27 protein-coding genes are annotated in these 26,537 nt (G+C 63.1%); 9 read left to right on the forward strand and 18 right to left on the reverse strand.

What is annotated here, in order from left to right; translation table 11 throughout:
• Positions 1–125 precede the first annotated feature (125 nt).
• The 7 genes from BG457_RS17930 to BG457_RS17960 form a co-directional block, all read right to left on the reverse strand.
• Complete coding sequence (locus tag BG457_RS17930; protein WP_071799094.1) at positions 126–905, reverse strand: sulfite exporter TauE/SafE family protein; 780 nt, start codon at positions 903–905, stop codon at positions 126–128.
• Positions 905–2,353: an IMP dehydrogenase gene (guaB, locus tag BG457_RS17935; RefSeq protein WP_071799097.1), complete on the reverse strand. Its 1,449-nt coding sequence runs from the start codon at positions 2,351–2,353 to the stop codon at positions 905–907. Before guaB ends, BG457_RS17930 begins: the two co-directional genes overlap by 1 nt.
• Before the next feature lie 72 nt (positions 2,354–2,425).
• Positions 2,426–3,418 carry a TDT family transporter gene (locus BG457_RS17940; protein WP_071799099.1) on the reverse strand — a complete coding sequence of 331 codons (993 nt, stop codon included), beginning with the start codon at positions 3,416–3,418 and terminating at the stop codon, positions 2,426–2,428.
• On the reverse strand, positions 3,411–4,064 hold the full coding sequence (gene gph, locus BG457_RS17945; RefSeq protein ID WP_071799101.1) for a phosphoglycolate phosphatase: 654 nt from the start codon (positions 4,062–4,064) through the stop codon (positions 3,411–3,413). The genes BG457_RS17940 and gph overlap by 8 nt, the downstream gene beginning before the upstream one ends.
• The gene (rpe, locus tag BG457_RS17950; RefSeq protein WP_071799103.1) at positions 4,061–4,759 is read right to left on the reverse strand and encodes a ribulose-phosphate 3-epimerase; all 699 of its coding nucleotides are present in this window, start codon (positions 4,757–4,759) and stop codon (positions 4,061–4,063) included. The genes gph and rpe overlap by 4 nt, the downstream gene beginning before the upstream one ends.
• Before the next feature lie 136 nt (positions 4,760–4,895).
• A complete protein-coding gene (lipA, locus tag BG457_RS17955; protein WP_071799105.1) occupies positions 4,896–5,840 on the reverse strand; it encodes a lipoyl synthase in 945 nt (314 codons plus the stop codon).
• Positions 5,841–5,929: 89 nt separating this feature from the next.
• Entirely contained in the window at positions 5,930–6,874 is a 945-nt protein-coding gene (locus tag BG457_RS17960) for a hydrogen peroxide-inducible genes activator (protein ID WP_071799107.1), read from the reverse strand.
• Positions 6,875–7,232: 358 nt separating this feature from the next.
• Between BG457_RS17960 and BG457_RS17965 the strand changes: the two genes are divergently transcribed.
• Positions 7,233–8,060, forward strand: a complete 828-nt coding sequence (locus BG457_RS17965) for a hypothetical protein (protein ID WP_071799109.1) — start codon at positions 7,233–7,235, stop codon at positions 8,058–8,060.
• A 63-nt stretch (positions 8,061–8,123) separates the two neighbouring features.
• On the opposite strand, the gene mfd is transcribed toward BG457_RS17965, so the two are convergent.
• Together mfd and BG457_RS17975 are read right to left on the reverse strand one after the other, a co-directional pair.
• Entirely contained in the window at positions 8,124–11,564 is a 3,441-nt protein-coding gene (mfd, locus tag BG457_RS17970; protein ID WP_071799111.1) for a transcription-repair coupling factor, read from the reverse strand.
• A 53-nt stretch (positions 11,565–11,617) separates the two neighbouring features.
• Positions 11,618–12,148, reverse strand: a complete 531-nt coding sequence (locus BG457_RS17975) for a hypothetical protein (protein WP_084657711.1) — start codon at positions 12,146–12,148, stop codon at positions 11,618–11,620.
• Between the two features lie 217 nt (positions 12,149–12,365).
• Here BG457_RS17975 and gap (BG457_RS17980) point away from each other — a divergent pair, with 217 nt between their 5' ends.
• The 4 genes from gap (BG457_RS17980) (at position 12,366) to BG457_RS17995 (ending at position 16,587) form a co-directional block, all read left to right on the forward strand.
• The gene (gene gap, locus BG457_RS17980; RefSeq protein WP_071799113.1) at positions 12,366–13,370 is read left to right on the forward strand and encodes a type I glyceraldehyde-3-phosphate dehydrogenase; all 1,005 of its coding nucleotides are present in this window, start codon (positions 12,366–12,368) and stop codon (positions 13,368–13,370) included.
• Between the two features lie 211 nt (positions 13,371–13,581).
• Positions 13,582–14,583 (forward strand): type I glyceraldehyde-3-phosphate dehydrogenase, encoded by a 1,002-nt coding sequence (gene gap / locus BG457_RS17985; protein ID WP_071799115.1) that lies wholly within the window; start codon positions 13,582–13,584, stop codon positions 14,581–14,583.
• Between the two features lie 192 nt (positions 14,584–14,775).
• On the forward strand, positions 14,776–15,099 hold the full coding sequence (locus BG457_RS17990) for a c-type cytochrome (protein WP_175546829.1): 324 nt from the start codon (positions 14,776–14,778) through the stop codon (positions 15,097–15,099).
• A 216-nt stretch (positions 15,100–15,315) separates the two neighbouring features.
• A complete protein-coding gene (locus BG457_RS17995; protein ID WP_139257829.1) occupies positions 15,316–16,587 on the forward strand; it encodes a PQQ-dependent sugar dehydrogenase in 1,272 nt (423 codons plus the stop codon).
• A gap of 111 nt (positions 16,588–16,698) precedes the next feature.
• Here the strand turns inward: BG457_RS17995 and BG457_RS18000 are convergent, their stop codons facing one another.
• Positions 16,699–17,349, reverse strand: coding sequence for a pyridoxamine 5'-phosphate oxidase family protein (locus BG457_RS18000; RefSeq protein WP_071799121.1), 651 nt, complete (start codon positions 17,347–17,349; stop codon positions 16,699–16,701).
• A 78-nt stretch (positions 17,350–17,427) separates the two neighbouring features.
• On the reverse strand, positions 17,428–18,048 hold the full coding sequence (locus tag BG457_RS18005; RefSeq protein WP_071799123.1) for a YdeI/OmpD-associated family protein: 621 nt from the start codon (positions 18,046–18,048) through the stop codon (positions 17,428–17,430).
• A gap of 137 nt (positions 18,049–18,185) precedes the next feature.
• On the opposite strand from BG457_RS18005, the gene BG457_RS20375 reads away from it, so the two are divergent.
• Positions 18,186–18,350, forward strand: a complete 165-nt coding sequence (locus tag BG457_RS20375) for a hypothetical protein (protein WP_175546830.1) — start codon at positions 18,186–18,188, stop codon at positions 18,348–18,350.
• On the opposite strand, the gene coaD is transcribed toward BG457_RS20375, so the two are convergent.
• From coaD to BG457_RS18025, 4 genes are all read right to left on the reverse strand, one after another.
• Positions 18,338–18,838, reverse strand: coding sequence for a pantetheine-phosphate adenylyltransferase (gene coaD, locus BG457_RS18010; protein ID WP_071799125.1), 501 nt, complete (start codon positions 18,836–18,838; stop codon positions 18,338–18,340). The two genes, BG457_RS20375 and coaD, sit on opposite strands and share 13 nt — an antisense overlap.
• A 74-nt stretch (positions 18,839–18,912) precedes the next feature.
• Complete coding sequence (locus BG457_RS18015; RefSeq protein ID WP_071799127.1) at positions 18,913–19,347, reverse strand: CBS domain-containing protein; 435 nt, start codon at positions 19,345–19,347, stop codon at positions 18,913–18,915.
• A 93-nt stretch (positions 19,348–19,440) separates the two neighbouring features.
• Complete coding sequence (locus tag BG457_RS18020; protein ID WP_071799129.1) at positions 19,441–20,625, reverse strand: trans-sulfuration enzyme family protein; 1,185 nt, start codon at positions 20,623–20,625, stop codon at positions 19,441–19,443.
• Between the two features lie 85 nt (positions 20,626–20,710).
• A complete protein-coding gene (locus BG457_RS18025; RefSeq protein ID WP_071799131.1) occupies positions 20,711–21,925 on the reverse strand; it encodes a deoxyguanosinetriphosphate triphosphohydrolase in 1,215 nt (404 codons plus the stop codon).
• 96 nt (positions 21,926–22,021) lie between these two features.
• Here BG457_RS18025 and BG457_RS18030 point away from each other — a divergent pair, with 96 nt between their 5' ends.
• Together BG457_RS18030 and BG457_RS18035 are read left to right on the forward strand one after the other, a co-directional pair.
• Positions 22,022–22,348, forward strand: coding sequence for a HesB/IscA family protein (locus BG457_RS18030; protein WP_071799303.1), 327 nt, complete (start codon positions 22,022–22,024; stop codon positions 22,346–22,348).
• Positions 22,349–22,455: 107 nt separating this feature from the next.
• The gene (locus tag BG457_RS18035) at positions 22,456–23,073 is read left to right on the forward strand and encodes a class I SAM-dependent methyltransferase (protein ID WP_139257831.1); all 618 of its coding nucleotides are present in this window, start codon (positions 22,456–22,458) and stop codon (positions 23,071–23,073) included.
• 34 nt (positions 23,074–23,107) lie between these two features.
• Here BG457_RS18035 and BG457_RS18040 read toward each other — a convergent pair whose 3' ends face one another.
• Complete coding sequence (locus BG457_RS18040; protein ID WP_071799136.1) at positions 23,108–23,317, reverse strand: YjiS-like domain-containing protein; 210 nt, start codon at positions 23,315–23,317, stop codon at positions 23,108–23,110.
• A gap of 125 nt (positions 23,318–23,442) precedes the next feature.
• Here BG457_RS18040 and BG457_RS18045 point away from each other — a divergent pair, with 125 nt between their 5' ends.
• Entirely contained in the window at positions 23,443–24,321 is an 879-nt protein-coding gene (locus BG457_RS18045; protein WP_071799304.1) for a LysR family transcriptional regulator, read from the forward strand.
• Between the two features lie 57 nt (positions 24,322–24,378).
• Here BG457_RS18045 and BG457_RS18050 read toward each other — a convergent pair whose 3' ends face one another.
• Both BG457_RS18050 and BG457_RS18055 read right to left on the reverse strand, forming a co-directional pair.
• Positions 24,379–25,905: an alanine/glycine:cation symporter family protein gene (locus tag BG457_RS18050; RefSeq protein ID WP_071799138.1), complete on the reverse strand. Its 1,527-nt coding sequence runs from the start codon at positions 25,903–25,905 to the stop codon at positions 24,379–24,381.
• Positions 25,906–25,925: 20 nt separating this feature from the next.
• Complete coding sequence (locus BG457_RS18055) at positions 25,926–26,360, reverse strand: universal stress protein (protein ID WP_071799139.1); 435 nt, start codon at positions 26,358–26,360, stop codon at positions 25,926–25,928.
• Between the last annotated feature and the right edge of the window lie 177 nt (positions 26,361–26,537).

Raw genomic sequence — 26,537 nt, forward strand, 5'->3', positions numbered from 1 at the left:
ATTTTCCACAGCTCAGCTTGATGTGGATCTATGAACGGGATCTGAAGGACGGCGGCGTCGGCTTTGAGGCTGGACCGGCGGTCCGCCGCATTCGCCACGAGTGGCCGGACTGGGCTCCAGCCCCCTCACCCCAGCAACGCCCCCACAGCATCCCACACCAGCTTCACCCCCACCAGCGCGATCATGCCATACATCAGCGGATAGAACACCTCGGCCCGCATCCGCTTGATGATCCACGCCCCCAGCAAAGTTGACACCACCGCCAGCGGCAGCATGGCAAAGGCCGAGACCAGCACCACCCGGTCGAACTGCCCCAGCGCCGCATAGGGGCCCAGCTTGATGAGATTGACCACCGCAAAGAAGATCACGCTCGTCCCGGTATAGACCTTGGGGTCAAACCGGAGCGGCAGCACATAGACCTGAAACGGCGGGCCGCCCGCATGGGCCACGAAACTCGTGAAGCCCGCGCCCATCCCCCAGAAACCACCGCGCGCCCAGCTTTGCCCCTGCGCCCGGCCGCCGCCCCGCGCCAGCCACATCCGCGCGACAAAGCCAAGCGCCACCAGCCCCACCATCAGCCGCACCACGGCCTCTGACGTATAGGCCGCCGTCGCCCAGCCAAGCGCGATGCCCACCACGGCGCCCGGCAGCAGATGCAGGAGTGTCGCCCGGTCAAACCAGCCCCGCCAGGCCCAGAGGCTGATCCCGTCCATCATCAGCAGGATCGGCAGTAACAGCGCCGCCGCCTGCACCGGCGACATCACCAGCGACAGGATCGGCACGCCCATCAGCGCGAAAGCGCCGCCCAGCCCGCCTTTCGACAGGCCGACCAGAAACACGGCAATCAACGCTGCGATCAGCGTGGCCGGGTCGCCGAACAGCGTCAGCCCGTCAAGGATGGGCATCAGCCGATCCGGTAATTCGGGCTTTCCCGCGTGATCTGCACATCATGGACATGGCTTTCCTTCAGCCCGGCATTGGTGATGCGCACGAACTGGCAGCCCTTGCGCATATCCGCGACGGTCGCGTTGCCCGTATAGCCCATCGCCGCGCGCAGACCGCCGACCATCTGATAGAGCACCGTGCCCACCGCGCCCTTATAGGGCACCTGCCCCTCGATCCCCTCGGGCACCAGCTTGTCGCTGGCGGCATCCTTCTGGAAATACCGGTCCGCAGAGCCCCGCGCCATCGCGCCAAGGCTGCCCATGCCCCGGTAGCTCTTGTAGCTGCGGCCCTGATAGAGGATCACCTCGCCCGGCGCCTCATCGGTCCCGGCAATCGCACTGCCCACCATCGCGCAGCTTGCCCCCGCCGCGATGGCCTTGGCGAAATCACCCGAGAGCTTGATGCCGCCATCGGCGATGATTGGCACATCGCCTGCGGCCTCGGCGCAATCCATGATCGCGGTCAGCTGCGGCACGCCCACACCGGCCACAACCCGCGTGGTGCAGATCGAGCCCGGCCCGATCCCCACCTTGACCGCATCCGCACCTGCATCGATCAGCGCGCGGGTCGCGTCGCCCGTCGCCACATTGCCCGCGATCACCTGCACCGCGTTCGACGCGGATTTGATCCGCTCGACCGCCTTGGCGACGCCTTCGGAATGCCCATGCGCCGTGTCGATCACCACCAGATCGACGCCCGCATCGATCAGCGCCATCGACCGCTCATAGCCTGCATCGCCCACGGTCGAGGCCGCCGCCACCCGCAGCCGCCCCAGATCATCCTTGCAGGCCGAGGGGTTCAGCACCGCCCGGTCAATATCGCGCAGCGTCAGCAGCCCGGTCAGCCGCCCCTGCCCGTCCGTGACCAGCAGCTTCTCGATCCGCCGCGCCTGCATCAGCGAACGCGCCTCGTCGCGGTCCGCCGGTTCGCGCAGCACCGCGAGATTGTCCTGCGTCATCATCACGCGGACCGGCGTCGCATCATCGGATGCAAAGCGCATGTCGCGATTGGTCACGATCCCAAGGACGCGCCCCGCCTCATCAACTACCGGAAAGCCGGTCACATTGTAGCGCGCCTGCAGTTCTTTCGCATCAAGCAGCGTCTGATCCGGCGTCAGGGTGATCGGATCAAACACGATGCCGGATTCGAACCGCTTCACGCGCCGGACTTCCTGCGCCTGTGCCTCCACATCCAGATTGCGGTGGATCACCCCGATCCCGCCCATCTGCGCCATGGCAATCGCCATGCGCGCCTCGGTCACTGTGTCCATGGCCGAGGACAGAAGCGGAATGTTCATCCGGATGGTTTTGGTGACATGGGTCGATGTGTCGGCCTGATTGGGCAGCACGGATGAGGCTGCGGGAACCAGCAGCACATCATCAAAGGTCAGCGCCTCGCGAATCTGCATGGGCATGCTCCTTCTGGGGTGGATCGCTTGGCGCTTTCCCTTTTCACGTCCGGGGAGAAAAGAAAACCCCTCTCACGCTTCGGCCGCATTGGTCTTGACCGCCAGCATGCCACCTGCCCAGAGCTTCAGGATACGGTAGGCGATCACCGGGATGAAGAGCGTGCCAAAGGCGAGCAGAAAGCCCCCGATCCAGCCCGCCACGCCCGCGCCCTGCGACACGAGGATCAGCGCTGTCGCGACCGCCGCCAGCGGAAAGGTGAAGGCCCCCCAGAGCGCAGAGAACCCGCCTGCCACCAGCCAGCGCAGCGACAGCAGGAGCGCTGCAAGGATCGCAACCGCGAGCGCAAGGAAACCCTGCGCCGCCGCCTGCATCCCCGCCCCATGCGCGACAATCGTGAACAGGCTCGCCGGGGCCAGATGAATGGCCAGCAGCGGCCGCAGCGGTGCCGGTGGCAGGGCGCGCAGCAACTGCCGCGCAGAAATCCCCCAGATCACCCCTGCCGGGAGCAGCATCGACCACAAAAGCCAGCGCGCGATCTCATGCTCTCCCAGTGCATTGGCCGCGACACCGCCGATGATGAAGCCCACAAAGGTCAGATGAAAGATCGGTGTGACCACCCGCCCCTGGGGCGGCCCGGAGCGCAGCACATGGATCAGCACCGCCAGGAGCCCGACATGCAGGCTGAACGCCAGCACCGCCAGACCGCGCGCGAGGCCGGTCGCAAAGGGCGCCAATGCCGCCGCCAGCAGCATCAGGCTCAGCGAGGCAGCTGCCAGCCCGGCACGCCCCGGCAACACGCGCAATTCCTCCACCACGACCGAGGGGCGGCGCAGGGGTTTGGCCAGCCATGCGACCAGCGCAAAACCAAAGAGCAGCGCCACCGCCCCAAGGATCAGATCACTGATCGCAGGCGACAGCCCAAAGGCCGGGGCTGCCGCCCGCCAGCCCAGCCCCAGCCCGAAAAGCCCCATGATCGGGGGAAAGATCGCAGGCGGCGTGCGCCGCCACAGCCCCGGTTTCGGCATCGGCAGGGGCGGTGGCAGCGGGCGGCGTGGCTCAGCCATGCAGCAACTCCGGCAATTCCCGGTAATCGCTGAACCGGAACTGATGATACAGCGTCTCCGGCGCGGCCTTCCGATAGCCCTCGGTATAGAGCCCGAACCGCGCCTGCGCGCGTTGGGCTGTCTCGGCATCGGTCTCGCTGTCGCCGATATAGGCGATCTCGGGCAGGCCCAGCCCCATCCGCTCCAGCACCGCCAGCAACGGCGCGGGATCGGGCTTCGCAACCGGCAGGCTGTCGCCCCCGATCACCGCGTCAAAGAGCGTGTCCCAGCCCAGATGCGCCAGCACCGCCCGGGTGGGCCGCAAGGGTTTGTTCGTACACAGCCCCAGCTGCAGCCCCTGCCCGCGCAAGCGCTCCAGCACCTCGACCACATGCGGATAGATCTGCGTGGCCTCATGCGCGCGCTCGTAGAAATGCAGGAACCGCGCATGCAGATGCGCGGTGCGCAACGGATCATTGGCCCCGGCCACCGCCAGTTCCATCCGCTCGACAAAGACCCGCGCGCCGCGCCCGACAAAGCCGCGCGTCTGCTCGAAGGTGATCAGCGGCAGCCCCTCGCCCTCCAGCACCTGATTGGCCGCGCGGCAGATATCCGGGGCCGAATCAATCAGCGTGCCGTCCAGATCAAAGACAACCGCGCGGATCACACCGCGACCCCGATTGCGCCCTCTGCCGCGGCCCGGATGCTGCGGATATTCGCGCCATAGGGGGCCGGATCAGACACCGATCCGCCCTTGAACACCGCCGATCCCGCGACCAGCACATCCGCGCCGGCACGCGCCATGACCGGCGCGGTCTCGGGCGTGATGCCGCCATCAATCTCGATATGAATGGGCCGTGCCCCGATCATCGCCCGCAGACGCTGCACCTTGTCGGTCATATCGATGAATGCCTGCCCGCCAAAACCCGGATTGACCGTCATCACACAGACCAGATCCAGCAGCTCCAGCAGGTTCTCCACCCCATCGAGCCCGGTGCCGGGGTTCAGCGCCAGCCCCGCCTTCGCCCCACTCGCGCGGATGGCCTGAAGCGTGCGGTGAATATGCGGCCCGGCTTCCATATGCGCGGTGATCACATCCGCGCCCGCTTTCGCAAACCCCTCGATATAGGGGTCCACCGGCGCGATCATCAGATGCACATCCATCACGCCCTTGATATGCGGCCGGATGGCGGCGCAGGTCGCAGGGCCGAAAGTGATATTGGGCACGAAATGCCCGTCCATCACATCGACATGCACCCAATCCGCGCCCTGCTCTTCCACAGCGCGGCACTCGGCCCCGAAATTGGCGAAATCCGCCGCAAGGATCGAGGGCGCGATCTTGATGGCACGGGAAAAACTCATGGCAGTGGCTCCAGACTCAAGCTTCGCGCCTCTCTTAGCGCCCGCGCAGGCAGAATGCACGACCCTGCCTCATTTTCTTGCCCCAAATACTCCCGCCGGAGGCCCCCGCGATCGCGTCCGGCGAGAGGCCGGCGGATCAGGCCAAAGCCGCCTGCCGCGCCTCCCGCAGCCGCGTGAAATCATCGCCCGCATGATAGCTTGATCGCGTCAGCGGCGTGGCCGAGACCATCGAGAACCCCTTGCCCCAGGCGGCTTTCTCATAGGCTTTGAACTCATCGGGCGTGACGAACCGATCCACCCGGTGATGGCGCGGCGTCGGTTGCAGATATTGCCCGATGGTGATGAAATCCACATCTGCGGCGCGCATGTCATCCATGACCTGCAACACGCCCTGCCGGTCCTCGCCCAGCCCTACCATGATGCCGGATTTGGTGAACATCATCGGATTGAGTTCCTTCACCCGTTGCAACAGCCGCAGGCTGTGGAAATAGCGCGCACCGGGGCGCACTTCCGGATATAGCCCCGGCACGGTTTCCAGATTGTGATTGAACACATCAGGCCCTGCCGCCACGACCGTTTCCAGCGCCGAAGGGGCGCATTTCAGGAAATCCGGCGTCAGGATCTCGATTGTCGTGCCGGGCGCGCGATGGCGCACCGCGCGGATGGTCTGGGCGAAATGCTCGGCACCCCCGTCCTCCAGATCATCGCGGTCAACGCTCGTGATCACCACATGTTTCAGCCCCAGTTTGGCGACCGCATCGGCCACGCGCCCCGGCTCGAAAATATCCAGCGTATCGGGGCGCCCGGTCGCCACATTGCAGAATGTGCAGCCGCGCGTGCAGATCTCGCCCATGATCATCATGGTGGCGTGACCCTGGCTCCAGCATTCGCCGACATTCGGGCAGCCCGCTTCCTCGCAGACGGTCGCCAGCTTGTGCTCGCGCATGATCCTGTGGGTTTCGGCATAGGCTGCCCCGCCCGGCGCCTTGACGCGAATCCAGTCGGGTTTCTTGGGCTGCGCCTGCACAGGCTTGCGGGCTTTCTCCGGGTGGCGCTGGTCGGGCAGTTTCAAGTCGCGCAAGGCGTGGCCTCCTCCAAATCTCCGGTCTGACATAGCCGTGAATCGCCCGAAAAACAACGCATCCTGCGCAAGACCGCCATGCACCCCGCTCATGGCGGCGTGGCGCGCGGTGCAATCGCTTCGGCCCGCGCCAGCAACTCGGACCCGGCGGCACAGAGATGCGCCTGCAAATCCTCGAACCAGACCCCGCCCGCGCTGCCCTTGCGCCGCACCAGCGCGATCTGCCGCGCGGGTTCCGGGGCCGCGAACCGGCGCAGACTCAGCGTCGGGCTCGCTGCCATTTCCGAGCTCAGCGCGATTTCCGGCAGAAAGGTCAGCCCGAAACCTTCCGCCACCAGCCCGCAGAGCGTGCCCAGCGAGGATGCCCCCAGATCGAGCCGCGTCTGACGCCGGTCGAGCCTGCAGAATTCCAGTGCCTGATCGGCCAGACAATGTCCCTCATCCAGAAGCAGCAGATGTTCGGGCCGCAGCGCGACCGGGCGCAGCGCCTCGGAACCGTCGCCCAGCGCCTCCAGCCGCGCTTGGGTGCCCGCCAGCAGGAAGCGGTCTTCGAACAATTGCGCCACCTCCAGATCGGGGTTTGCGGGCGGATCGGCCAGCACCACCGCATCCAGGCGCCCCTCGCGCAGCGCGCTCAGCAGAACCGCGGTCTGCGCCTCACGCAGCCGCAGATCGCGCGTGATATCCGCCGCGCGCAGCCGCGCCAATGTGCCTGCCAGCAGATAGGGCGCAACCGTGGGAATCATGCCCACATTCAGCGCAGCCCCCAAAGTCTCGCGCCGCGCACTTGCTTCCAGTTCCATCGCCTCGGACAGCACCCGCCCGGCGCGCTCCAGCACCGCGCGCCCCTCGCGCGTCAGCCGCACATCGCGCGGCAGGCGCTCGACCAGTTGCACACCAAGTACGGCTTCCAACTCCCTGATCTGCATGGACAAAGCGGGTTGTGTGACATTGGCGAGTTCAGCCGCACGCCCGAAATTGCGCGCCTCGGCCAAAGCGCGGAAATACTGCAATTGTTTCAGGGTGATTTTCATCAGTTGTTGGTCCTTTCGCGACGCCCTGATTCCTGCATGCCCCGCCACGCGCCACTGTGCTGACGCAGCGTCAATCCCTGAGATATGTCAAGCCCGCCTTGCGCCGCATAGGACGCGGACAATCCTGGCCCCTTCTGAGGATTGTCTTGCAAGCCGAAACATAGTCCGGAGTCTTCATGAAGAATGCCGTCTGCAACACTGTTTTTTTAACCTTTTTCTCAAGCGGCGATGTAGTTTGCTTCGTAGCCCGCAGTCACCAGCCCCCATGCGCATGGCACGCTGCGGGACGCGGGTGCGTATTGTCCAGATAAGCGTAGAATCAAAATTTGCAGCCTTGCGGCTTCTAGAGGAGACCGAAATGCCCAGAGTATTCACTTATGAGGAAAACGGACTGTCCTATACTGTGACAGTCTATGAAAGCGATGGCCAGATTTTCGCGGATGTCACGGTGAATTCCGGCTTCATGAATGTGAACGCCATCTATACGGGGGATAGCGATTTTTCCGGTTCCAGTGCGAGCCTGAAGGGGCCGCTGAACATGAATGGTGCCGGCTCGCAATTCGAAGGCGAACGGGTGCAGTGGGATGATGCCATCGAACTCAGCCGTCCCGGGCTTGGCCATCAGGATCCGGACAACCCGACCTTCCTTCAGGCAGGCGACACCCTGACCGTCGCGCTGAATGTGACCAGCATCGAGGATGTCGATTTCGTGGGCATCCGCGCCACCTCGACCAGCACGCCGGAAGGATCGATCAAGGGCGTCTCGGGCAACCCTGTCGATGAAGATGATAACGGCGATGATGATGACGATGGCGACGCCATCTATTCCAAGGTGTTTTTCGTCTATGATGCCGACGCGGATGTGCTTGGCGGTTTCATCTTCACCGCAGATGACCTGCCCGAGGACGCCGAAGGCACCTTCGCCGATTATGTCGCGCTGTTCGAGGACACGGAATTCGCCGATCTGTCCGAGATCAACACCGTGATCTTCTATTCCGGCGATGACCTTGAAGAGGTGTTCCGTCTCGAAGGGCCTTTCGAAGATAGCGACGCGCTTCTCGCAGCCTATAACGAGGCCGTTCAGGCCGAAGAAGTCTCGGATCTGATGTTTGCCTTTGTCGGGGATGATGCCGAAGACACCAGCGATGACGCCGAGGACACCGAAGAAGAGGTGTCGGTTTTCTGAACGCTCTGCTGATCCAGATTAGGCATGGCCGGATCTCGCTCCGGCCATGCGTCTCCAAACCCCTCAGCTCTCCGCCGCCCTTGCGGCCAGATCACGCGCGATGGCAAAAGCCCCGCGCACGCGCTCTTTCTCGGTGCCCCAGTCACGCTGCACGATGATCTTGTTATCCTTGATCTTCGCCAGCCCTTTCTCACACTGAATGAACTCGACCAGCCCTTTGGGCGAGGCATATTTGTCGCGGTGAAACTGGATCATGGCGCCTTTCGGCCCGGCATCGAGCTTCGCGATCCCCGCGCGTTTGCATTCCGCCTTGATCCGCACCACCGCCAGAAGCGTGTTCACCTCGCGCGGCAGTTTCCCGAACCGGTCGATCAGTTCCGCAGCGAAGCCTTCCAGATCGACCTTGCTCGCGAGCCCCGAAAGACGTCGATAGAGGCCAAGGCGCACATCCAGATCCGGCACATAATCTTCCGGGATCAGCACTGGCACGCCCAGATTGATCTGCGGCGACCATTGCCCGTCCAGATCCTCCAGCGAGGTGATCTCGCCCGAGCGCAGCCGCGCGATGGTTTCTTCCAGCATCTGCTGGTAGAGTTCATACCCCACTTCCTTGATATGGCCGGACTGTTCCTCGCCCAGAATATTCCCCGCCCCGCGCAGGTCCATGTCATGCGACGCCAGATTGAACCCCGCGCCCAGACTATCGAGCGAGGCCAGGAGTTTCAGCCGCCGCTGCGCCTGCGGCGTCAGCGGGCTGCGCGGCTTCGTGGTCAGGAAGCAATAGGCCCGCGTCTTGGAGCGCCCCACGCGGCCCCGGATCTGGTAAAGCTGCGCCAGACCGAACATATCCGCCCGGTGCACGATCATCGTATTCGCGCGCGGAATATCCAGCCCCGATTCCACGATGCTCGTGGCCAGCAGCACATCATATTTCCCGTCATAAAACGCGTTCATCCGCTCATCGAGTTCCCCTGCCGCCATCTGCCCATTGGCGATGACGTAACTCACCTCCGGCACATGGGTTTTCAGGAACTCCTCGATCTCGGGCAGATCCGAGATGCGCGGCACCACGAAAAACGACTGCCCGCCGCGGTAATGCTCGCGCAACAGTGCTTCGCGCAGGGTCAGCGTGTCGAATTCGGACACATAGGTGCGGATCGCCAGCCGGTCCACCGGCGGGGTCTGGATGATCGAGAGGTCCCGCACGCCCGTCAGCGACAATTGCAACGTGCGCGGGATCGGGGTCGCGGTCAGCGTCAGCACATGAATATCGCTGCGCAACTCCTTCAGCCGCTCCTTATGGCCCACGCCGAAATGTTGTTCTTCGTCAATAACTAACAGGCCGAGATTGGCGAATTTCACCCCCTTGGCCAGCAGCGCATGGGTGCCGATGCAGATATCCACTGCGCCCTTGGCCAGCCCTTCGCGCGTGGCGCTGGCATCCTTTGCATTAACAAAGCGCGACAAGGGCCTGACATTGATCGGAAATCCCCGGAAGCGTTCGGCAAAGGTCTTGTAATGCTGCCGCGCGAGCAGAGTCGTGGGCGCTATCACCGCCACCTGCACCCCCGACATGGCCGCGATAAAGGCCGCGCGCATCGCCACTTCGGTCTTGCCGAAACCGACATCGCCCACAACCAGCCGGTCCATGGGCCGCCCGCTATCGAAATCATCCAGCACATCCTCAATGGCGCGCAGCTGGTCATCGGTTTCCGAATAGGGGAAACGGGCCAGAAACTCCTCCCAAATCCCGTCGGGTGCGGTGAACATCGGCGCCTTGCGCAACTGCCGCTCGGCGGCAATGCGGATCAGCTTGTCGGCGATCTCGCGGATGCGCTGCTTCAGCCGCGCCTTCTTCGCCTGCCATGCACCACCGCCCAGCTTGTCAAGCAAGCCCTCTTCATGGCCGTAGCGCGACAAAAGCTCGATATTCTCGACCGGCAGAAACAGCCGGTCGCCGCCCGCATATTCCAGCGCGATACATTCATGCGGGGCCCCCATCGCGGTGATGGTTTCCAGCCCGGTATAGCGCCCCACCCCATGCTCGACATGCACAACCAGATCACCGGGGCTCAGGCTCTGGGCTTCGGTCAGGAAATTCTCGGCCCGCTTGCGCCGCTTGCTGCGATTCACCAGCCGGTCGCCCAGAACATCCTGTTCGGAAATCACCGTCAGGCCCGGCGCTTCAAACCCTTCCTCCAGCGGCCAGACGGCCAGATACAGCCCGCTCTTGCCCTCCAGATCGCGCGCAGTCGCAATCGTCTTGCCCAGACCCGCGCCATGATCCTCCAACAGCCCCGACAGCCGCTCGCGCGCGCCCTCGGAATGGCTGGCCAGCACCACATTGCCCTGTTGCAGCCGCTCGGTGACATGCGCGGCGAGTGCGTCGAACACATTCGCCCCCGCCTGCCGCTCGGGGGCAAAGCTGCGCCCTGCCCGCCCGCCGGCATCGACCACCCCCGGCCCCGGTGCCGTCCGCAAGGGGTTCAACTGTACCACCCGCCGCCCCGCAAGCGCCTCCTGCCAGCCTGCATCATCCAGATAGAGCAGCTTGGGCGGACAGGGCTTGTAGACCGTATCCAGCCGCCCCTTGGCGCTCATCGCCTCGCGCCGTGCATCATACTGATCGGCAATCCCCTCCCAGCGGGCGGCGCGCGCGGCCTCCAACTGGTCATCCAGCACCACCGAGGCGCCGGGCAGATAGGCAAGCAGCGTCTCCATCTGCGCATGAAAGAAGGGCAGCCAATGCTCCATCCCCTGATGCTTGCGCCCCGCACTCACCGCCTCATAGAGCGGATCATCACTGCCTGCTGCGCCAAACTCGATCCGGTAATTCTGCCGGAACCGCGTGATCGCCGCCTCATCAAGGATGATCTCGGACACAGGCGCAAATTCGACCACCTGCAATTTCTCCAGCGAGCGCTGCGTCGCGGGATCGAACCGCCGCGCCCCGTCCAGCACATCCCCGAACAGATCCAGCCGCACCGGCCCACCCTCTCCCGGCGGGTAGATGTCGAAAATGCCCCCCCGAATCGCGAAATCGCCCGGCTCCGTCACGGTCGGCGATTGCGCAAACCCCATCCGCACCAGCCAGTGCCGCAAAGCCTGCTCATCCAGCCGCTTGCCCACAGTGGCGCGGAACGAGGCATCGGCCACGACGCCGCGCGCGGGCAGGCGCTGGGTCACGGCTGAAAGCGTCGTCAACAGCACGAACCGCCCCGGCACCCCATGCGCGAGCGCCGCCAGCGTCGCCATGCGCGCAGAGGCAATCTCGGGATTGGGCGACACGCGGTCATAGGGCAGACAATCCCAGGCCGGAAAGCGCAGCACCGTCAGATCCGGCGCGAAAAAGGCCAGAGCCTGCGCCATCGCCTCCAGCCGCTTGTCGTCGCGCGCGACATGGATCAGGCTGGCGTCGCTTTTCTCGATCTCGCGCGCCAGCAGGGCCGCGTCAAACCCCTCGGGCGCACCACCCATCAGGACTGTCTGTAGGGAAGCAGGCATGTTCACGATATTCCTGTCTGACCGGGCGCGGCTTTAGCGGATCTCGGGGGCCGTTAAAACCCCAGCACCGAGCGCGACATGACCAGCAACATGCCCCAGACGGCGGTGACGAAGATGGAAATCACCCCCAACACCTGAATCCAGAGCCGGTGGGTCAGCAACGCCCGGCACAGCCGCGCGCCCTCCATATGTTCGCGCTCGACGCGAAAGGCAAGCCGCAGCCCCATCAGGCGCACGATGGTCATGGGCAGCAGGATCAGCATGACCGCCTGCGCGAATTCCAGCCGGTAGATCACCGCCAGCACGCCGATGGTGGTCAGCACAGCGGCACTGAAGGCCACGATCCAATGCCCGACCCGGCGCATCAGCGTCAGCCTGCGCCGCACATGGATCGCCACGAGGTCATTCAAATCCTGCGCATTCTGCGGATTATCCCCGCGCCGCACACGGACGATCAGATCATAAGGCGCCCCCAGAATGCTCTGGCTGGCCGAGGACCAGTAAAGCGCCAGCACGATCCAGTACCAGACCGAGGAAAACGACCGCATGTCGATCAATCCGAAGATATTGTCGAGAAAGGCCAATGCGCGCCCGCCATGTTCCTGTGTCTTAACCTTGTCACTTCATGCAACGGCCTGCCTGCGGGCGCAAGCGGACAGTCGGCGGCAATCCGCGCGCGCGTTGGCGCTATCATGGCACCGATTGCGCTAACGACTTTATCTGTAACGGATTTCGCCCTTTTTCTGACGGGTTTGGCTGGCTATAGAGACGCCAAGCCACAGCAAGCGCGGAGTAGCTCTCATGACCATCACCATCGGGATCAACGGGTTTGGCCGCATCGGGCGCTGCACGCTCGCCCATATCGCAGAAAGCGCACGCAATGATGTCGAGGTCGTCAAGATCAATGCCACCGGCCCGATCGAGACCAATGCACATCTGCTGAAATACGATTCTGTTCATGGTCGCTTCCCCGGCGCGATCCGGGTCGAGGGCGACAAGCTGGATCTGGGGCGCGGGCCGATCAAGGTCATGTCCACCTATGACCCGACAGAGTTGGACTGGGAAGGCGTCGATGTGGTGCTTGAATGCACCGGCAAGTTCAATGACCGCGACAAGGCCGCCGTGCATCTGACGCGCGGCGCCTCGCGCGTGCTGGTCTCTGCCCCCGCCAAGAATGCCGATGCGACCATCGTCTATGGGGTGAACCATCGCAGCCTGCGCACAGAGCATCTGGTCGTCTCGAACGGATCCTGCACCACGAATTGTCTGGCCCCGCTGGCCAAGGTGTTGAATGACGCCATCGGCATTGAATCGGGCGTCATGACCACCGTCCACAGCTATACCGGCGACCAGCCGACGCTGGACCGTCGCCACAAGGATCTCTATCGCGCCCGCGCCGCTGCCATGGCGATGATTCCGACCTCGACCGGGGCCGCGAAAGCGCTGGGCGAGGTTCTGCCCGAGCTTGCAGGCAAGCTTGACGGCACCGCGCTGCGCGTGCCCACCCCCAATGTCAGCGCGGTCGATCTGACCTTCTATGCCGGGCGCGACGTGACTGCCGGTGATGTGAACGAGATCGTGCGCGAAGCCGCCGCCGGGGCAATGGGCGCAGTGCTCTCCTATGACCCGGAACCGAAAGTCTCGATCGATTTCAATCACACGCCGCACAGCTCGATCTTCGCGCCCGACCAGACCAAGGTCGTGGGCAAGCGTCTGGTGCGCGTGCTGGCGTGGTATGACAATGAATGGGGCTTCTCCTGCCGCATGGCCGATGTGGCCGGGGCGATGGGGCGGCTGATTCACTGATCGCTCCTCCAGAGCGGAAAACCTGAACCCCGTCAGCTCGCAAGGCTGGCGGGGTTCTGCGTTGCAATCTTTTGCAGCCTTTCGCGCACCGCCCCCGCAGGGCCGCACCATCTGCAGGGCCCGCCTCCCTTGCCCCTTGCTTTTTGCCACGCAACTATGTTAGCGCAAACGTAATTTCTGAACTCAGCGCCACTCTCGGGGGGAATGTCCCATGACAACACGGCTTGCAATCAACGGTTTCGGGCGGATCGGCCGCCTTGTGCTGCGCGCATTGGTCGAGCAGAATCGCGACGATCTGGAAATCGTGGCCATCAACGACCTTGGCCCGGTCGAAAGCAATGCGCATCTGCTGCGCTTTGACTCGGTGCATGGCAAATTTCCGGGCGACGTGACCGTTGATGGCGATACAATCAATGTCGGTCGCGGCCCGATCAAGGTCACCGCAGAGCGCGACCCTGCCAATCTGCCCTGGGATGATATCGACATCGTGCTGGAATGTACCGGGATCTTCTCGGATGCCGAGAAAGCCAAGGTGCATCTGGGCAAAGCGGGCAAAGTGCTGGTCTCCGCCCCCTCCAAGGGCGCGGATAACACTGTGGTTTTCGGTGTGAACCACCAGACGCTGAAAGCCTCGGACAAGATCGTCTCGAACGGCTCCTGCACCACCAACTGCCTCTCGCCCGTGGCCAAGGTGCTGAATGACGCCGTGGGCATCTCGCGCGGCTTCATGACCACGATCCACAGCTATACCGGCGATCAGCCGACGCTCGATACGATGCACAAGGATCTTTACCGCGCCCGTGCCGCCGCCATGAGCATGATCCCCACCTCGACCGGGGCCGCGAAAGCTGTGGGTCTGGTGCTGCCGGAACTCGCAGGCAAGCTTGACGGTGTGGCGATCCGCGTGCCGACCCCGAATGTCTCGGTCGTCGATCTGACCTTTGAGGCCACGCGCGACGTGACGGTGGAAGAGATAAACGCCGCGATCATTGCCGCCGCCAGCGAGGGCCCGCTCAAAGGCATTCTGGGCGCGACCGATCAGCCCAATGTCTCGATGGATTTCAACCACGACCCGCGCTCGTCCATCTTCCATCTGGACCAGACCAAGGTTCTGGAGGGGCGCATGGTGCGCGTCCTGTCCTGGTATGACAATGAATGGGGCTTCTCGAACCGGATGCTGGACACCGCTGCCGCGATGGCCAAGGCGGGTTGATCCACCCAATATAGCACGAAAAAGCCGCATCCCCCGATGCGGCTTTTTTGATGGCTGCCTATCCCCGGCAGGCATATTCCCGCATGGCCTCAAATTCGCATTTGAGATTAATGATATTTTAGTCCAAGTATCAGGGTCTTCGGACATGGGGCGCATCACCCGCGCGCCGTCCGGCAAATGAGGGAGGACAGCATGGGCAGAGTTGCCATTTTCGCAAGCATCATCACGGTTTCCACTGCAGTTTCCGCGACATCGGCACTGTCGGATGACGCGGTGGACATGCAGGACTATTACGCTGCCGAATGCAGCCAGTGCCACGGCCGCGCCGCGCGTGGCATGGCCAGTTTCCCCTCGCTGCGCGGCAAGACCGCAGAGCTTCTGGCCGAACGGCTCGAAAGCTACCGCGCCGGAGAAGCTGTCGGCCCGAATTCGATGCTGATGTTTCCCATTGCAAAGGATCTGTCGGACGAGATGATCGAAAACCTGAGCGCCTATATCGCCGAGAACTTCGGCTGACTCTTCTCGCTTCGCGACCGGAAGCAAGACGCGCCCGCTTCGGGCGCGTCTTTGTTTTCCGATCAACACACTGATATCCATATCAAAATAAAACATACATATTTCACATATGAAAAAAATTGACGCAACCGACCCGTCAGGCATAGGCTACACCTGTCGCCTGTGGGGGAGCGCAGGTGACTCAACCTTGGGAGGATTTGGGAAATGAAACGTCGAATGACTGCACTGCCAGCGTCACGCCTGCTCGCCTCGGTGGCGGCCCTTGCGATGACCGCGACGAGCGCACTTGGCGCCGATGGACCAGAACTCAGCTATGAAACCGTCCTGACAGACTTGGACAATCCCTGGGATATGGCCTTCCTGCCCGACGGCACCATGTTCTACACCGAAAAATGCCTTGGCCTATCCGTGCTTCTGCCATCGGGCGAGGTGAATGCCCTGCTGGGCATGCCCGAAGGCGAAGGCTATGCCTCAACCGCGGATGATCTCTTCTGCGAAGGTCAGGCCGGAATGATGGGCGTCGCCATCGACCCCGATTTCGAGGACAACCGGCGCATTTATGTCTATTCCACCTCCAACATGACGGCACCGGGCACCAACCGGGTCATGCGCCTTGTGGTCAATGAGGATCTGACAGAAGTCTCTGACCGCACCGATCTGATCGACTCGATCCCCTATAAGCCAGAGGCAAGCGACCACCCCTTCGGCGGGCCCGGCGCGCATAATGGCGGACGCCTGCGCTTCAATCCGGGTGATGGCTACCTGTATGTGACCACGGGCGACACCCATAACGGCGAAGTCCCGCAATCGCCCACATTGCTTGGTGGCAAGGTGCTGCGCATCGACACGGATGGCAATGCTGCGCCCGACAATAACGCCCCGGAAGGGTTTGATCCGCGCATCTATGCCTATGGCTTCCGCAATGTGCAGGGCATCGCTTTCCGCCCCGGCGACAACCGCCCGATCATCGCCGAACATGGCCCCTGGCATTCCGACGAGATCACAGCGCTTGAGCCCGGCGGCAATGGCGGCTGGGATCCGCGTCCGAACATGGCCGGTCGCGAGGATTGCCCGGACAATTACTGCGGCTATTCCCCCAACCAGATGGAAGGCATGGATGCCGCAGAGCGCGCAGCTTACATGCCGATGACCGACCTGGAAACCTATCCCGACGCCATGCCTCCGGCCTGGACAAATAACGGGCTCTCGCAGGGCATGTCCTCGGCTGTCTTCCTGACCGGAGATCACTGGGGCGCATGGGATGGCCGTATGCTCGTGGGCCTAATGGGCATCGGCTTTGGTGGCACACCTGTCGGTCAGCGCATCGATGTTGTCGATCTGAGTGATGACGGACTTTCGGTGAATTCCGTCATCGAAATGCCGCTGCCCATGGACTCGGGCCGCTTCCGCTCGCTGGTGCAGGGGCCTGACGGGGCGCTCTATGCCGCGATTGACGAAGGCGACATCTACCGTTTGACCCCGAACTGATCCTGGGTCCCTGCCCCGCAGGGCCATGCGGGGCAGATTACCGGCGGCGCTACGTTCAAATATGTCGCGCGACGCGGCTTTCTCCAGCCTTCCGATCAGACTGTCCTGCCGTCAATACATCGTTCTCACATAGGCTGCTTCCAGATCCGCCTCGGCCTGGGCCATCTCGCGCGGATCCACTGCGACCTGCGATGTCTGCTCATGAATGATCTGTGGCAGCGAGGGCATGGTGCGCCGGTCCTGAAATTTCTCCGGCTCCCACAGACCAGAGCGCCGGAATGCCTTGGCGCAATGGATGAACACCTCTGCAATATCGACGACAATCCCCACGCGCGGCAGACGCCCCTCGACCGCACAAAGCGCCAGCAGTTCCGGGTCGCGCGTCAGCCGCGCGGTGCCATTCACGCGCATCGTCTCGTGAAAACCGGGGATGAGGAACAGAAGCCCCACCGCAGGGTTGCCAAGGATATTCGTCAGGCTGTCCAGCCGGTTATTGCCGGGACGATCCGGGATCAGCAGCGTCTGATCATCCAGCACCCGCACAAATCCCGGCGCATCGCCGCGCGGGCTGACATCGGCAGTGCCGTCAGGGGCCTGCGTGCCCAGACACAGGAACGGGGCGCGTTCGATGAAACTGCGCGAATGGCGCTCCAACCGGGTCAGGGATTTGCGCAGCGCCAGATCATGCACTGGCGGGAACAGATCCCGCAGCGCCGCTTCCGATGCGATCACATGCTCTTCGCGCAAGCCATAGCCCGACATTCCTGACCTCTTTCTATCAAATGTTAGCGCCGCCAAGGAACGCCAGAGCAGCCCCTGGAGTCAAGCGCCCCGGCAGTGCTACCGCTCCAACGCGCCTTTTCCGGCAAGGATCTTGTCGCGAAACTTTGCGATCCGCGCCACGCGCGTCTCCGGGGTCTTGGCCGCATTCAGGTTCACTGCATAACTGCGTTGCCGCCCCGGCGTCAGTGCGGCAAAAGCCTCTGCAAGCTCCGCGTCCGCATCCAGCGCTGTGACCAGTTCCTGCGGCAACACCACTTCCGTCTCGCGCTTTTCCGGCTTGCGCCCGGCTTCGGCATGGCCCTTGGCCTCTGCCAGATAGGCCCGGATGATCGCGGCCTTCTCCGCGACATCCCCCGACGCGGTGAAGCGCATCAGCACCGGCTGGCGTGACTGATCACCCGCGCGCTCCAGCACTCCGGCAGGATCGGCCAGCAGCGCGGCATCTGGGAAGGTCAGACGAAAATCGGCGCGAAACGCCCCGATGATCGCCAGATTGCGCCCCGCATGGCGGTAGCAGGGATGGCCCCAACGCAGCGTCTCTTCCAGCCCGGCCTCCAGACATAGCGCGCGCAATGCAAGCACCCCTTTGGCCCAGCGACGCACCGAACAGTCCGGCGTTGCAAAGCGCGCGCAGCGCCCGCACCCGCTGTCAAAATAGGTCTCGATCTCTGTGATCACCCCGAATTCCCCCCAGAATTCCCTTCTCTCAGCCCTGCATTCTCTGCAAGGCGGCTCTGCGCCTGCCCCACTTGCGCTGCATCGCAGCATTCCCCATCTTTTCCACGACGAGCACGAAAACACGAAAGGGGAAACCCATGAGTACCATTCTGACCACGATCCAGATCCGCCTGAAACAGCGCGCTGCCTATCGGCGCACCAAGGCCGAAATCGAAGCCATGCCGCTTGACGTGGCCATTGACCTTGACATCTACAAGCCCGATGCGGCCAGGATCGCCGAGAAAGCCGTCTACGGGCGCTGACCCATTTTCGCGATCAGCGCCTCGCGGATCGCGGGCGACACGAATTTCGACACATCGCCCCCAAGGCGCGCGATTTCCTTCACCAGCTTCGATGCAATCGCCTGATGGCGGACCTCCGCCATCAGGAACACCGTTTCGATTGAATCATCCAGCGCCCGGTTCATGCCGACCATCTGGAACTCGTATTCGAAATCGGTGACGGCGCGCAGACCGCGAATGATGATCTGCGCGCCCACATCCCGCGCGCAATCGATCAGCAGATTCTCGAACGGATGCGCCACGATCTCGATGCCGGTACGCGCCCGCAGATCGGCCACTTCTTCCTCGATCATCGCCACCCGCTCTTCCAGCGTGAACAGCGGCCCCTTGTCGCGATTGATCGCCACGCCGATCACCAGCCGGTCCACCAGTTGCGCGGCGCGGGTGATGATATCGCGATGCCCCAGTGTCAGCGGATCGAACGTCCCCGGATACAGACCGATGCGCATGCGTGCCCCCTTCCATGTCCCTCAGAGGGCACGCAACAATATTGCGTGGCAAGATGCAAGCCCCGGTTGCGTCTTCAATAGCCCATGATCATGCCGGTCAGCGCGTCTTTCTCCAGTTCCAGCTCTGCCAGACGCGCCGCCACCACATCGCCGATCGAGATGAGGGCAATCATCTTCTCGCCTTCCATCACCGGCAAATGGCGGAAGCGCTTCTGCGTCATGGTCTGCAAGATCAGATCGGCATTGTCATCGGGCTTGCAGCCAAAGACATTGCGCGTCATCACCGTGTCGACCGATTCCGACAGCACCGCCGCGCCGCGCTGCCCGATCACCCGCACGATATCACGCTCGGACAGGATACCGGCCACTTTGGCCCCGTCGGGCGAGACCACAACCGCCCCGATCCGCTTCTCCGACAGCAGTTTCGCGGCCTCGCCCAGCGTTGTGCCGGGCTGCAAAGTCACCACGCCCTGCTGCGCCTTGTTGCGAATGATCTGACTGACTAGCATCGGAACCGCCTCCTCTGACCGACTGCGCCTGATGCAAGGGTCAGACACGGCACCCGCCCTGTCAAGCGAAATCCGGTCAATAAGATGAAAGGCTTATGCCTCAACCTGACTGGCAGCTATAGCGGCTTCGAACTCGGCACAGAGCAGCTCGGGCGGCTCCATCCCGACCGAGACCCGGAAAAACCCTTCCGAGATCCCTAGCGCCGCGCGCCCTTCCGGCCCCAGCCCGCGATGCGAGGAACTGGCCGGATGCGACAGCGTGGTGCCGATATCGCCCAGCGTCGGGGCGAAGGCGATATTCGGTGCCGCCCGCGTCAGCCGGTTTGCCGCCGCGCGCCCGCCCTTGATCTCGAAACTGACCATATGCCCGCCCCGGTCGCCCAGAAGTGCCACCGCGCGATTGTGGTCGGGATGATCAGGCCGGTTGGGATAGATCACCCGCGCCACCCCCGGCAGCCCCGCCAGATGATCGGCCAGAGCGCGCGCCGAGGATTCGGCCCGGTCATAGCGCAGATCGAAGGAATAGAGCCCGCGTTCCGCCAGCCAGCAATCAAACGGGCTGGGCGTCATGCCGGTCGTGGTCGCAAAATCATAGATTGCGCGGGCCAGCGCAGGGTCACGCGCCGCGACATAGCCCAGCGTCGCGTCCGAATGCCCGGCCAACAGCTTGGTCACGGAGTGAATGACGATATCCGCCCCATGCACGAAGGGCTGGAACCCGCGCGGGGTGGTGAAGGTATTGTCAATCGCCACCAGCACACCGCGCGCCTGCGCGCCTGCGATGATGCCCGCAATGTCGGCCACCCGCAGCGTGGGGTTCGACACCACCTCCAGCAGGATCAACCGCGTCTCGGGCCGGATTGCGGCCACGAATCCCGCCGCATCGGTGGGGTCGGCCAGCGAGGTCGCGACCCCCAGCCGTGGCAGATCGTCCCGCATCATCCGCAAGGACCGCCCGTAGAGCTGATCGCCCCCCAGCACATGATCGCCCGCCCGCACGAGCCCCATCAGCACCGCCGCGACCGCCGCCATGCCCGAGCCCAGCACGATCCCGCCTTCCGCGCCCTCCATCTGGTCGATCTTGCGCGCCAGAACAGTGGCATTCGGGTGCCCCTCGCGCGCATAGGTATAGCCCGCGATCTGCCCCTCATATTGCGCATCCAGCATATCCGGGTCGCGTGAGGCATAGACCACCGAGGGCTGGATCGGCGTGCCCACAGGGCGCGACGCGCTTTCGGGCCAGGCCATCCGCCGCACCAGTACCGGTTTCTCGTCCATTTACTTTCTCCCTTGGCCCGCAGCCTGATCTGGTCCTCATGCCACGCGCGGGCAAGGGCAAGCCCTCACGATCCCGCGCCGCGCTTCAGCGCCGGCCTGCGGACCCCTCGATGGGGTCCAAAGGCCGCTCGCCCTCGCCCAGCACCAGCCGCGCATGTTCCTGTATGGCAAAACGGTCGGTCATCCCGGCGACATAATCCGCCACGATCCGCGCCAGTTCCGTCTCGGAGCGCGCCGCCTCGACATCGCGCCGCCACTCTCCCGGCAACAGTTCCGGCCGCGCCAGAAACAGCGGGAACAACTCCCGCACCATCCCCGTCACCTGCGCCCGCATCGCCACCACGCTTGGCGCGCGATACATATGCGTGAACAGAAATTGCCGGATCACCTTCAATTCCCGAAACAGCCGGTCCGAGAAGCGGATGATCTTCAACCGCAGATCGCGGATATCCTGCGCGCTGGTCAGATCCGCAGGCCCCAGCCGCGTGCCCGCGACCAAAAGCACATCCTCGACCATCACCCCGAAGACCCGCCGCAGCGCCTCATGCCTGCGCCGCATCGGCTCCAGCCCCGGATAGAGCCGGTCCACCTCGGCGAATGCGGGCCCGGTGATCGGCAGGTCCATCAGATCGGCTTCGGTGAACAGCCCCGAGCGCAGCCCGTCATGCAGATCATGATGGTTATAGGCAATGTCATCGGCAATCGCGGCGACCTGCGCCTCGGCACTGGCAAACCCATGCAATTCCAGATCAAACCCTGCATTGCACTCGGCCAGCGCATAGGGAATCACCTCGCCTTTCAGCGGATGCCCGTCGCGGTCGGTGACTGGGCCGTTATGCTTGGCAATCCCCTCCAGCGTCTCCCAGGTCAGGTTCAGCCCGTCGAAATCCGCGTAATGCCGCTCCAGCTTGGTGACGATCCGCAGCGCCTGCGCGTTATGGTCGAACCCGCCATAGGGCGCCATCAGATCGCAGAGCGCATCCTCGCCAGTATGACCAAACGGTGGATGGCCCAGATCATGCGCCAGTGCAATCGCCTCGGCCAGATCCGTGTTCAGCCCCAGGGCGCCCGCCAAAGTGCGCGCCACCTGCGCCACTTCGATCGAATGGGTCAGCCGCGTGCGGTAATAATCGCCCTCATGCTCGATAAAGACCTGGGTCTTGTGCTTGAGGCGGCGAAAGGCCGAGGAATGGATGATCCGGTCCCGATCCCGCTGAAACGGCGAGCGAAAGGTGCTCATCGCCTCGCGATGCTGTCGCCCGCGCGACTCTTCGGGGCGCGTGGCGTAAGCTTTGAGCATGTGATCTCCCGTCATCTTGCCGAAATCCGCGTTCCGGCCTATATCTCGATCAAAGTTATCAGAATTGGACGCAACCTCATGTCCCTGAACCAGTCCTTGACCCTGCCCCCGCGCGTGAGCGACCGCGCCTTTGCCCGTCTGGCCGAGATTGCCGAAGATACCGGCGAGGTCAAGGCCCTGCGCGTTGCCGTGAATGGCGGTGGTTGCTCGGGGTTTCAGTATGACATTCGCTTCGACGCCCCCGCGCCCGATGATCTGGTGCTGGAACACTCCGGCCAGCAGGTGCTGATCGACCCGGTGTCTCTGCCCTTCCTGCAAAACGCGGTGATCGATTTCACCGAAGAACTGATCGGCGCGCGCTTTGTCATCGAGAACCCCAATGCTTCGTCAAGCTGCGGCTGCGGCATCTCCTTCTCGATCTGAGCCTCCTGCGCAGGCATCACGAATTTGTTGCCCGCTGAGGGTCCGGTTTTTTATTGACCACCAGTCAATAACGCGCCACATCTTCCGGAACAATGACGGGGGTGCGCGTGAAACCAGAAGCCATTACATCAAGTTATCGCCGCTGGGCGCCTGTCTATGACCTGACTTTCGGGCGTATCACCCATGCCGGGCGGCGCCATGCGACGAAAGTGGCCAATGACGCGGGCGGGCATGTGCTGGAAGTGGGCGTCGGCACCGGGCTTGCCCTGCCCTATTACGGCAGCGAATTGCGCGTGACCGGTATTGATTTTTCGCAGGATATGCTGGAGCGCGCCCGCACCAAGATCGCGGAAGAAAACCTCTCCCATGTCGCCGAGTTGCGCCAGATGGACGCCCGCGCCCTCGATTTTCCCGATGGCTGTTTCGACACGGTGGTGGCGATGCATCTGATCTCGGTGGTGCCCGATCCCGAACAGGTCATGGCCGAGATGGCGCGCGTGTGCAAACCGGGCGGGCAGATCCTGCTCGTGAACCATTTCGCGCGCGACGAAGGCTGGCTTGCATGGTTCGAGCGCAAATTCGCCCCTTTCGCGGATTATCTCGGCTGGCATTCGAATTTCCCCAAGGACCGCGTACTGGGCGTGCAGGACTTGCAGCTGGTCGAGGAAAAGCCGCTCACCAGCCTTGGCCTTTTCACGTTCCTGCGCATGGAAAAGGCCGCCTGAGCCGGGCGGCCTTACGCGCTTCCATGGGCTGCGCTCACTGCAGCCAATGCCTGGGCGCATCCCAACTGCTCCGCGCCGCCTCGCGTGCGGCCTCTTCGCGCGTCAGTCCGATATCCTTGAGCAGGTGATCCTCAAGCTGCGCCAGGCGCGCGCGCGTGCGACGCAACGCAAGAATCCGGGTCGGGGCAAAACGGCGCAAACCGTGAAAGACCGACCGTACAGGCAGATGAATCGCACGCAGCATGGGACTGTCCTTTCCTCAAATATTGTGATGCAAATCGCATCAGGCATTTCCACGCTTGATAATTACCGCGCCGTGATGCACAATGAAAACGAATGTTCTTGATCCAAACCATCAGGGTTCGTGATATGAAACGCAATCTCGACATGACCGCCCTGCGCGCGCTGCTGGCAGTGCAGGATCAGGGCGGCGTGACCCGCGCCGCGGGCGTGCTGAACCTGACGCAATCCGCGGTCTCCATGCAGATCAAGCGGCTGGAAGACAGCCTTGGCCTTGCCCTCTATGAACGTCGCGGGCGTGCGATGGTGGCCACTGGGGCGGGCGAGCAACTGCTTTCCTATGCGCGACGGATTCTGTCGCTCAATGACGAAGTGGTGGGGCGGCTGACCGATGCGGATCTGTCGGGCGAGATCCGTCTGGTGGTGCCCTTCGATATCGTCACCCCGGTCATTCCGCCGATCCTGCAGGCATTTCAGCGGGCCTATCCGCGCATGAAGGTCCAGCTTCAGGCCACCCATACAAGCAAGGCCCTCGCGCTGTTTCGCGAAGGGGCTTGCGATCTGATTCTGACCACCGAGGATATCTGCCCACCCGAGGCCGAAACGCTTTGCGAACGCGATCTGGTCTGGACCGGCGCGCGCGGCGGCAGCTGTTGGAAAGAGCGGCCGCTGCGGCTCGCGGTCGGGCGCTATTGCGCCTTCCGGGCAGGGGTGATCCGTGCGCTCGACAAGGCGGGCATCCCCTGGGTCGCGGCGGTCGAGAGCGAATCCGACCGCACGCTGGAAGCCGCCGTTACCTGCGACATGGCGGTGCATACGCTTCTGGCGGGGACCGAACCGGCCAGCACCGAACAGATCGACCATGGCGGCGCGCTGCCGGAACTGACGCGGCAGAAGATCAACCTCTACCTGCACCCGAATGAGGCCGCGCCGGGGGTGCTGGCATTGGCGCAGATGATGCGCGAAGGCTGGGCCGGGCAAAGCGCTGCTCCGGCACTGGTGGCATGACGTGGACTGTAGGGTGCGTGCTACAGCACGCACCCTACCAAAAGCGTTTTCACACCCTTACTTATAGGCTTTGATCTGGCCCGATTTCAGCCGCAGCAGATAGCTCTGCAACTCGCGCTTGACGATCGGCATCAGGAAATAAAGCGCGATGATGTTGAAGATCGCCATCGAGAACAGCGCCGCATCCGAGAAGTCAATCACGGCATCAAGGCTGGTCACAGCCCCCACGAAGATGAAGAAGCAGAAGATCAGCTTGAAGACCAGCTCCTTCGTCTCGCCCTCGCCGAACATATAGGTCCAGGCTTTCACCCCGTAATAGGACCATGTGATCATCGTCGAGAAGGCAAACAGGAACACCGCCAGCGACAGCGCATAGGGTGCCCAGCCGAAAGCCGAACCAAAGGCCGCCGAGGTCAGCGGCACACCGGCCCCCACACCTTCGACATTGGCGATCCGCCCGTTCTCGCCCAGAATATACATCCCCGTATTGGCGTCGATCAGCAGTTGCTGGGTGATGATGATCACCAGTGCCGTCATGGTGCAGATGATCACCGTGTCGATGAAGGGCTCCAGCAGCGAGACAAAGCCTTCGCTGATCGGCTCCTTGGTGCGCACCGCCGAATGGGCAATCGCCGCCGAGCCGATCCCGGCCTCGTTGGAAAACGCCGCGCGCCGGAAGCCCTGAATGATCGCACCCACCATGCCGCCGACAATCCCGCTATCGGTGAATGCACCGCGCAGGATCTCGCTGAAGGCCCAGCCGATCATGTCCCAGTTCAGAAGCAGGATGGCCACGCCCACAAGGAAATAGCCGCCGCCCATGAACGGCACGACCTTCTCTGTCACCCGCGCGATGGATTTGATCCCGCCCACAATGACCAGAAACACGATCCCCGACAGCACCAGCCCGGTGATCCAGGACGGCACGCCCAGAACAGAACTGACCTGGCTTGCGGCCTGATTGGCCTGAAACATATTGCCGCCACCCAGAGAGCCCAGCACGCAGAAGATCGAGAACATCACCGCCATGAACCCGCCCAACGGCAGGCCACGTTCGGCAAATCCTTTCTTGATGTAATACATCGGCCCGCCAGAAACCGTGCCATCAGGATATTCATTGCGGTATTTCACGCCCAAAGTGCATTCGGTGAATTTCGACGCCATCCCCAGAAGCCCGGCAAGGATCATCCAGAATGTGGCCCCGGCCCCGCCGATAGAGACCGCCACCGCAACGCCGGCGATATTGCCCAAGCCCACTGTGCCCGACAGCGCGGCGGTCAGCGCCTGAAACGGGCTGACCTCGCCCGCATCCTTCGGGTCGGAATATTTGCCGCGCACGATCTGCAGCGCATGGCCAAAGGCGCGGAACTGGATGAAGCCGAAATAGAGCGTGAAGACCACCGCCCCGATCACCAGCCAGCCCACGATCCAGGGCACGCCGGTTCCCGGCAAATCCGCGAAAATCAGATTGACGAACCATGTGGTCGACACTGCAAAAAGCGCATCCACACGCTCGGCCACAGAGGCATGTACCGGGCTTGCCAGCACAGAGGCAGCAGCCAGAGCCGCAAAAGCATATCTCATGTCAAATCTCCTGAAATCCATCACGGCACGATCGTGCAGGGCACCGGGGCGGCCTGCGCCAGCGTTCCGGCCACCGAGCCGAAGAGCCGCGCCTGCAGCCCCTTCTCGCCGGTACGCCCGACAATGATCTGGGTCGCACCGTATTCCTTGGCCAGTTCGCTCAGCACCTCGGCCACATGGCCATAGCGCACCACGGTCTCGACACTCAGCCCCTGCCCGGCCAGTTTCTTGCGCACCGGATCCAGAATGACCGTCTCGGCGCGGCCCACCTCCTCGGTGCGCCGCTTGTGGCGCTCGGCCACTTCCTCGGCGCTGAGAAAGGAATAGGGCGACCATTCCAGCACATGCGCCAGCAACAGCTGCGCCCCGGCGGCACGCGCGCGTTCTGCCCCGAAGGTCAGCGCGCGCTCACTTGCTGCACTGCCGTCAAAGGCAATCAGATATGTTTCAGGCATCTCACCTCTCCTGTCGGGTCTTCTGGGACTCACCCAGTCGGCACAGAATACACGAGTTTGTTACATTCCATTCCGTCTTTTTACCTTTCTCCGGCACAATGGACACAATTCGCTACTTTTCACTTTGAATTCGTTTTTCAGCAACAAATTTTATTATAAATGACACAAGGGCAGGAT

Origin of the sequence: Natronohydrobacter thiooxidans (assembly GCF_001884735.1) — a bacterium.
Classification (GTDB): Bacteria; Pseudomonadota; Alphaproteobacteria; order Rhodobacterales; family Rhodobacteraceae; genus Roseinatronobacter; species Roseinatronobacter thiooxidans_A.

What these genes read in the sequence shown, in the direction of transcription:
- BG457_RS17930 (WP_071799094.1), bottom strand. Translation starts at nt 905, where the DNA reads ATGCCCATCCTTGACGGGCTGACGCTGTTCGGCGACCCGGCCACGCTG.
- guaB (WP_071799097.1), bottom strand. Translation starts at nt 2,353, where the DNA reads ATGCAGATTCGCGAGGCGCTGACCTTTGATGATGTGCTGCTGGTTCCC.
- BG457_RS17940 (WP_071799099.1), bottom strand. Translation starts at nt 3,418, where the DNA reads ATGGCTGAGCCACGCCGCCCGCTGCCACCGCCCCTGCCGATGCCGAAA.
- rpe (WP_071799103.1), bottom strand. Translation starts at nt 4,759, where the DNA reads ATGAGTTTTTCCCGTGCCATCAAGATCGCGCCCTCGATCCTTGCGGCG.
- BG457_RS17960 (WP_071799107.1), bottom strand. Translation starts at nt 6,874, where the DNA reads ATGAAAATCACCCTGAAACAATTGCAGTATTTCCGCGCTTTGGCCGAG.
- BG457_RS17965 (WP_071799109.1), top strand. Translation starts at nt 7,233, where the DNA reads ATGCCCAGAGTATTCACTTATGAGGAAAACGGACTGTCCTATACTGTG.
- mfd (WP_071799111.1), bottom strand. Translation starts at nt 11,564, where the DNA reads ATGCCTGCTTCCCTACAGACAGTCCTGATGGGTGGTGCGCCCGAGGGG.
- gap (WP_071799113.1), top strand. Translation starts at nt 12,366, where the DNA reads ATGACCATCACCATCGGGATCAACGGGTTTGGCCGCATCGGGCGCTGC.
- gap (WP_071799115.1), top strand. Translation starts at nt 13,582, where the DNA reads ATGACAACACGGCTTGCAATCAACGGTTTCGGGCGGATCGGCCGCCTT.
- BG457_RS17990 (WP_175546829.1), top strand. Translation starts at nt 14,776, where the DNA reads ATGGGCAGAGTTGCCATTTTCGCAAGCATCATCACGGTTTCCACTGCA.
- BG457_RS17995 (WP_139257829.1), top strand. Translation starts at nt 15,316, where the DNA reads ATGACTGCACTGCCAGCGTCACGCCTGCTCGCCTCGGTGGCGGCCCTT.
- BG457_RS18000 (WP_071799121.1), bottom strand. Translation starts at nt 17,349, where the DNA reads ATGTCGGGCTATGGCTTGCGCGAAGAGCATGTGATCGCATCGGAAGCG.
- BG457_RS20375 (WP_175546830.1), top strand. Translation starts at nt 18,186, where the DNA reads ATGAGTACCATTCTGACCACGATCCAGATCCGCCTGAAACAGCGCGCT.
- coaD (WP_071799125.1), bottom strand. Translation starts at nt 18,838, where the DNA reads ATGCGCATCGGTCTGTATCCGGGGACGTTCGATCCGCTGACACTGGGG.
- BG457_RS18015 (WP_071799127.1), bottom strand. Translation starts at nt 19,347, where the DNA reads ATGCTAGTCAGTCAGATCATTCGCAACAAGGCGCAGCAGGGCGTGGTG.
- BG457_RS18020 (WP_071799129.1), bottom strand. Translation starts at nt 20,625, where the DNA reads ATGGACGAGAAACCGGTACTGGTGCGGCGGATGGCCTGGCCCGAAAGC.
- BG457_RS18025 (WP_071799131.1), bottom strand. Translation starts at nt 21,925, where the DNA reads ATGCTCAAAGCTTACGCCACGCGCCCCGAAGAGTCGCGCGGGCGACAG.
- BG457_RS18040 (WP_071799136.1), bottom strand. Translation starts at nt 23,317, where the DNA reads ATGCTGCGTGCGATTCATCTGCCTGTACGGTCGGTCTTTCACGGTTTG.
- BG457_RS18045 (WP_071799304.1), top strand. Translation starts at nt 23,443, where the DNA reads ATGAAACGCAATCTCGACATGACCGCCCTGCGCGCGCTGCTGGCAGTG.
- BG457_RS18050 (WP_071799138.1), bottom strand. Translation starts at nt 25,905, where the DNA reads ATGAGATATGCTTTTGCGGCTCTGGCTGCTGCCTCTGTGCTGGCAAGC.
- BG457_RS18055 (WP_071799139.1), bottom strand. Translation starts at nt 26,360, where the DNA reads ATGCCTGAAACATATCTGATTGCCTTTGACGGCAGTGCAGCAAGTGAG.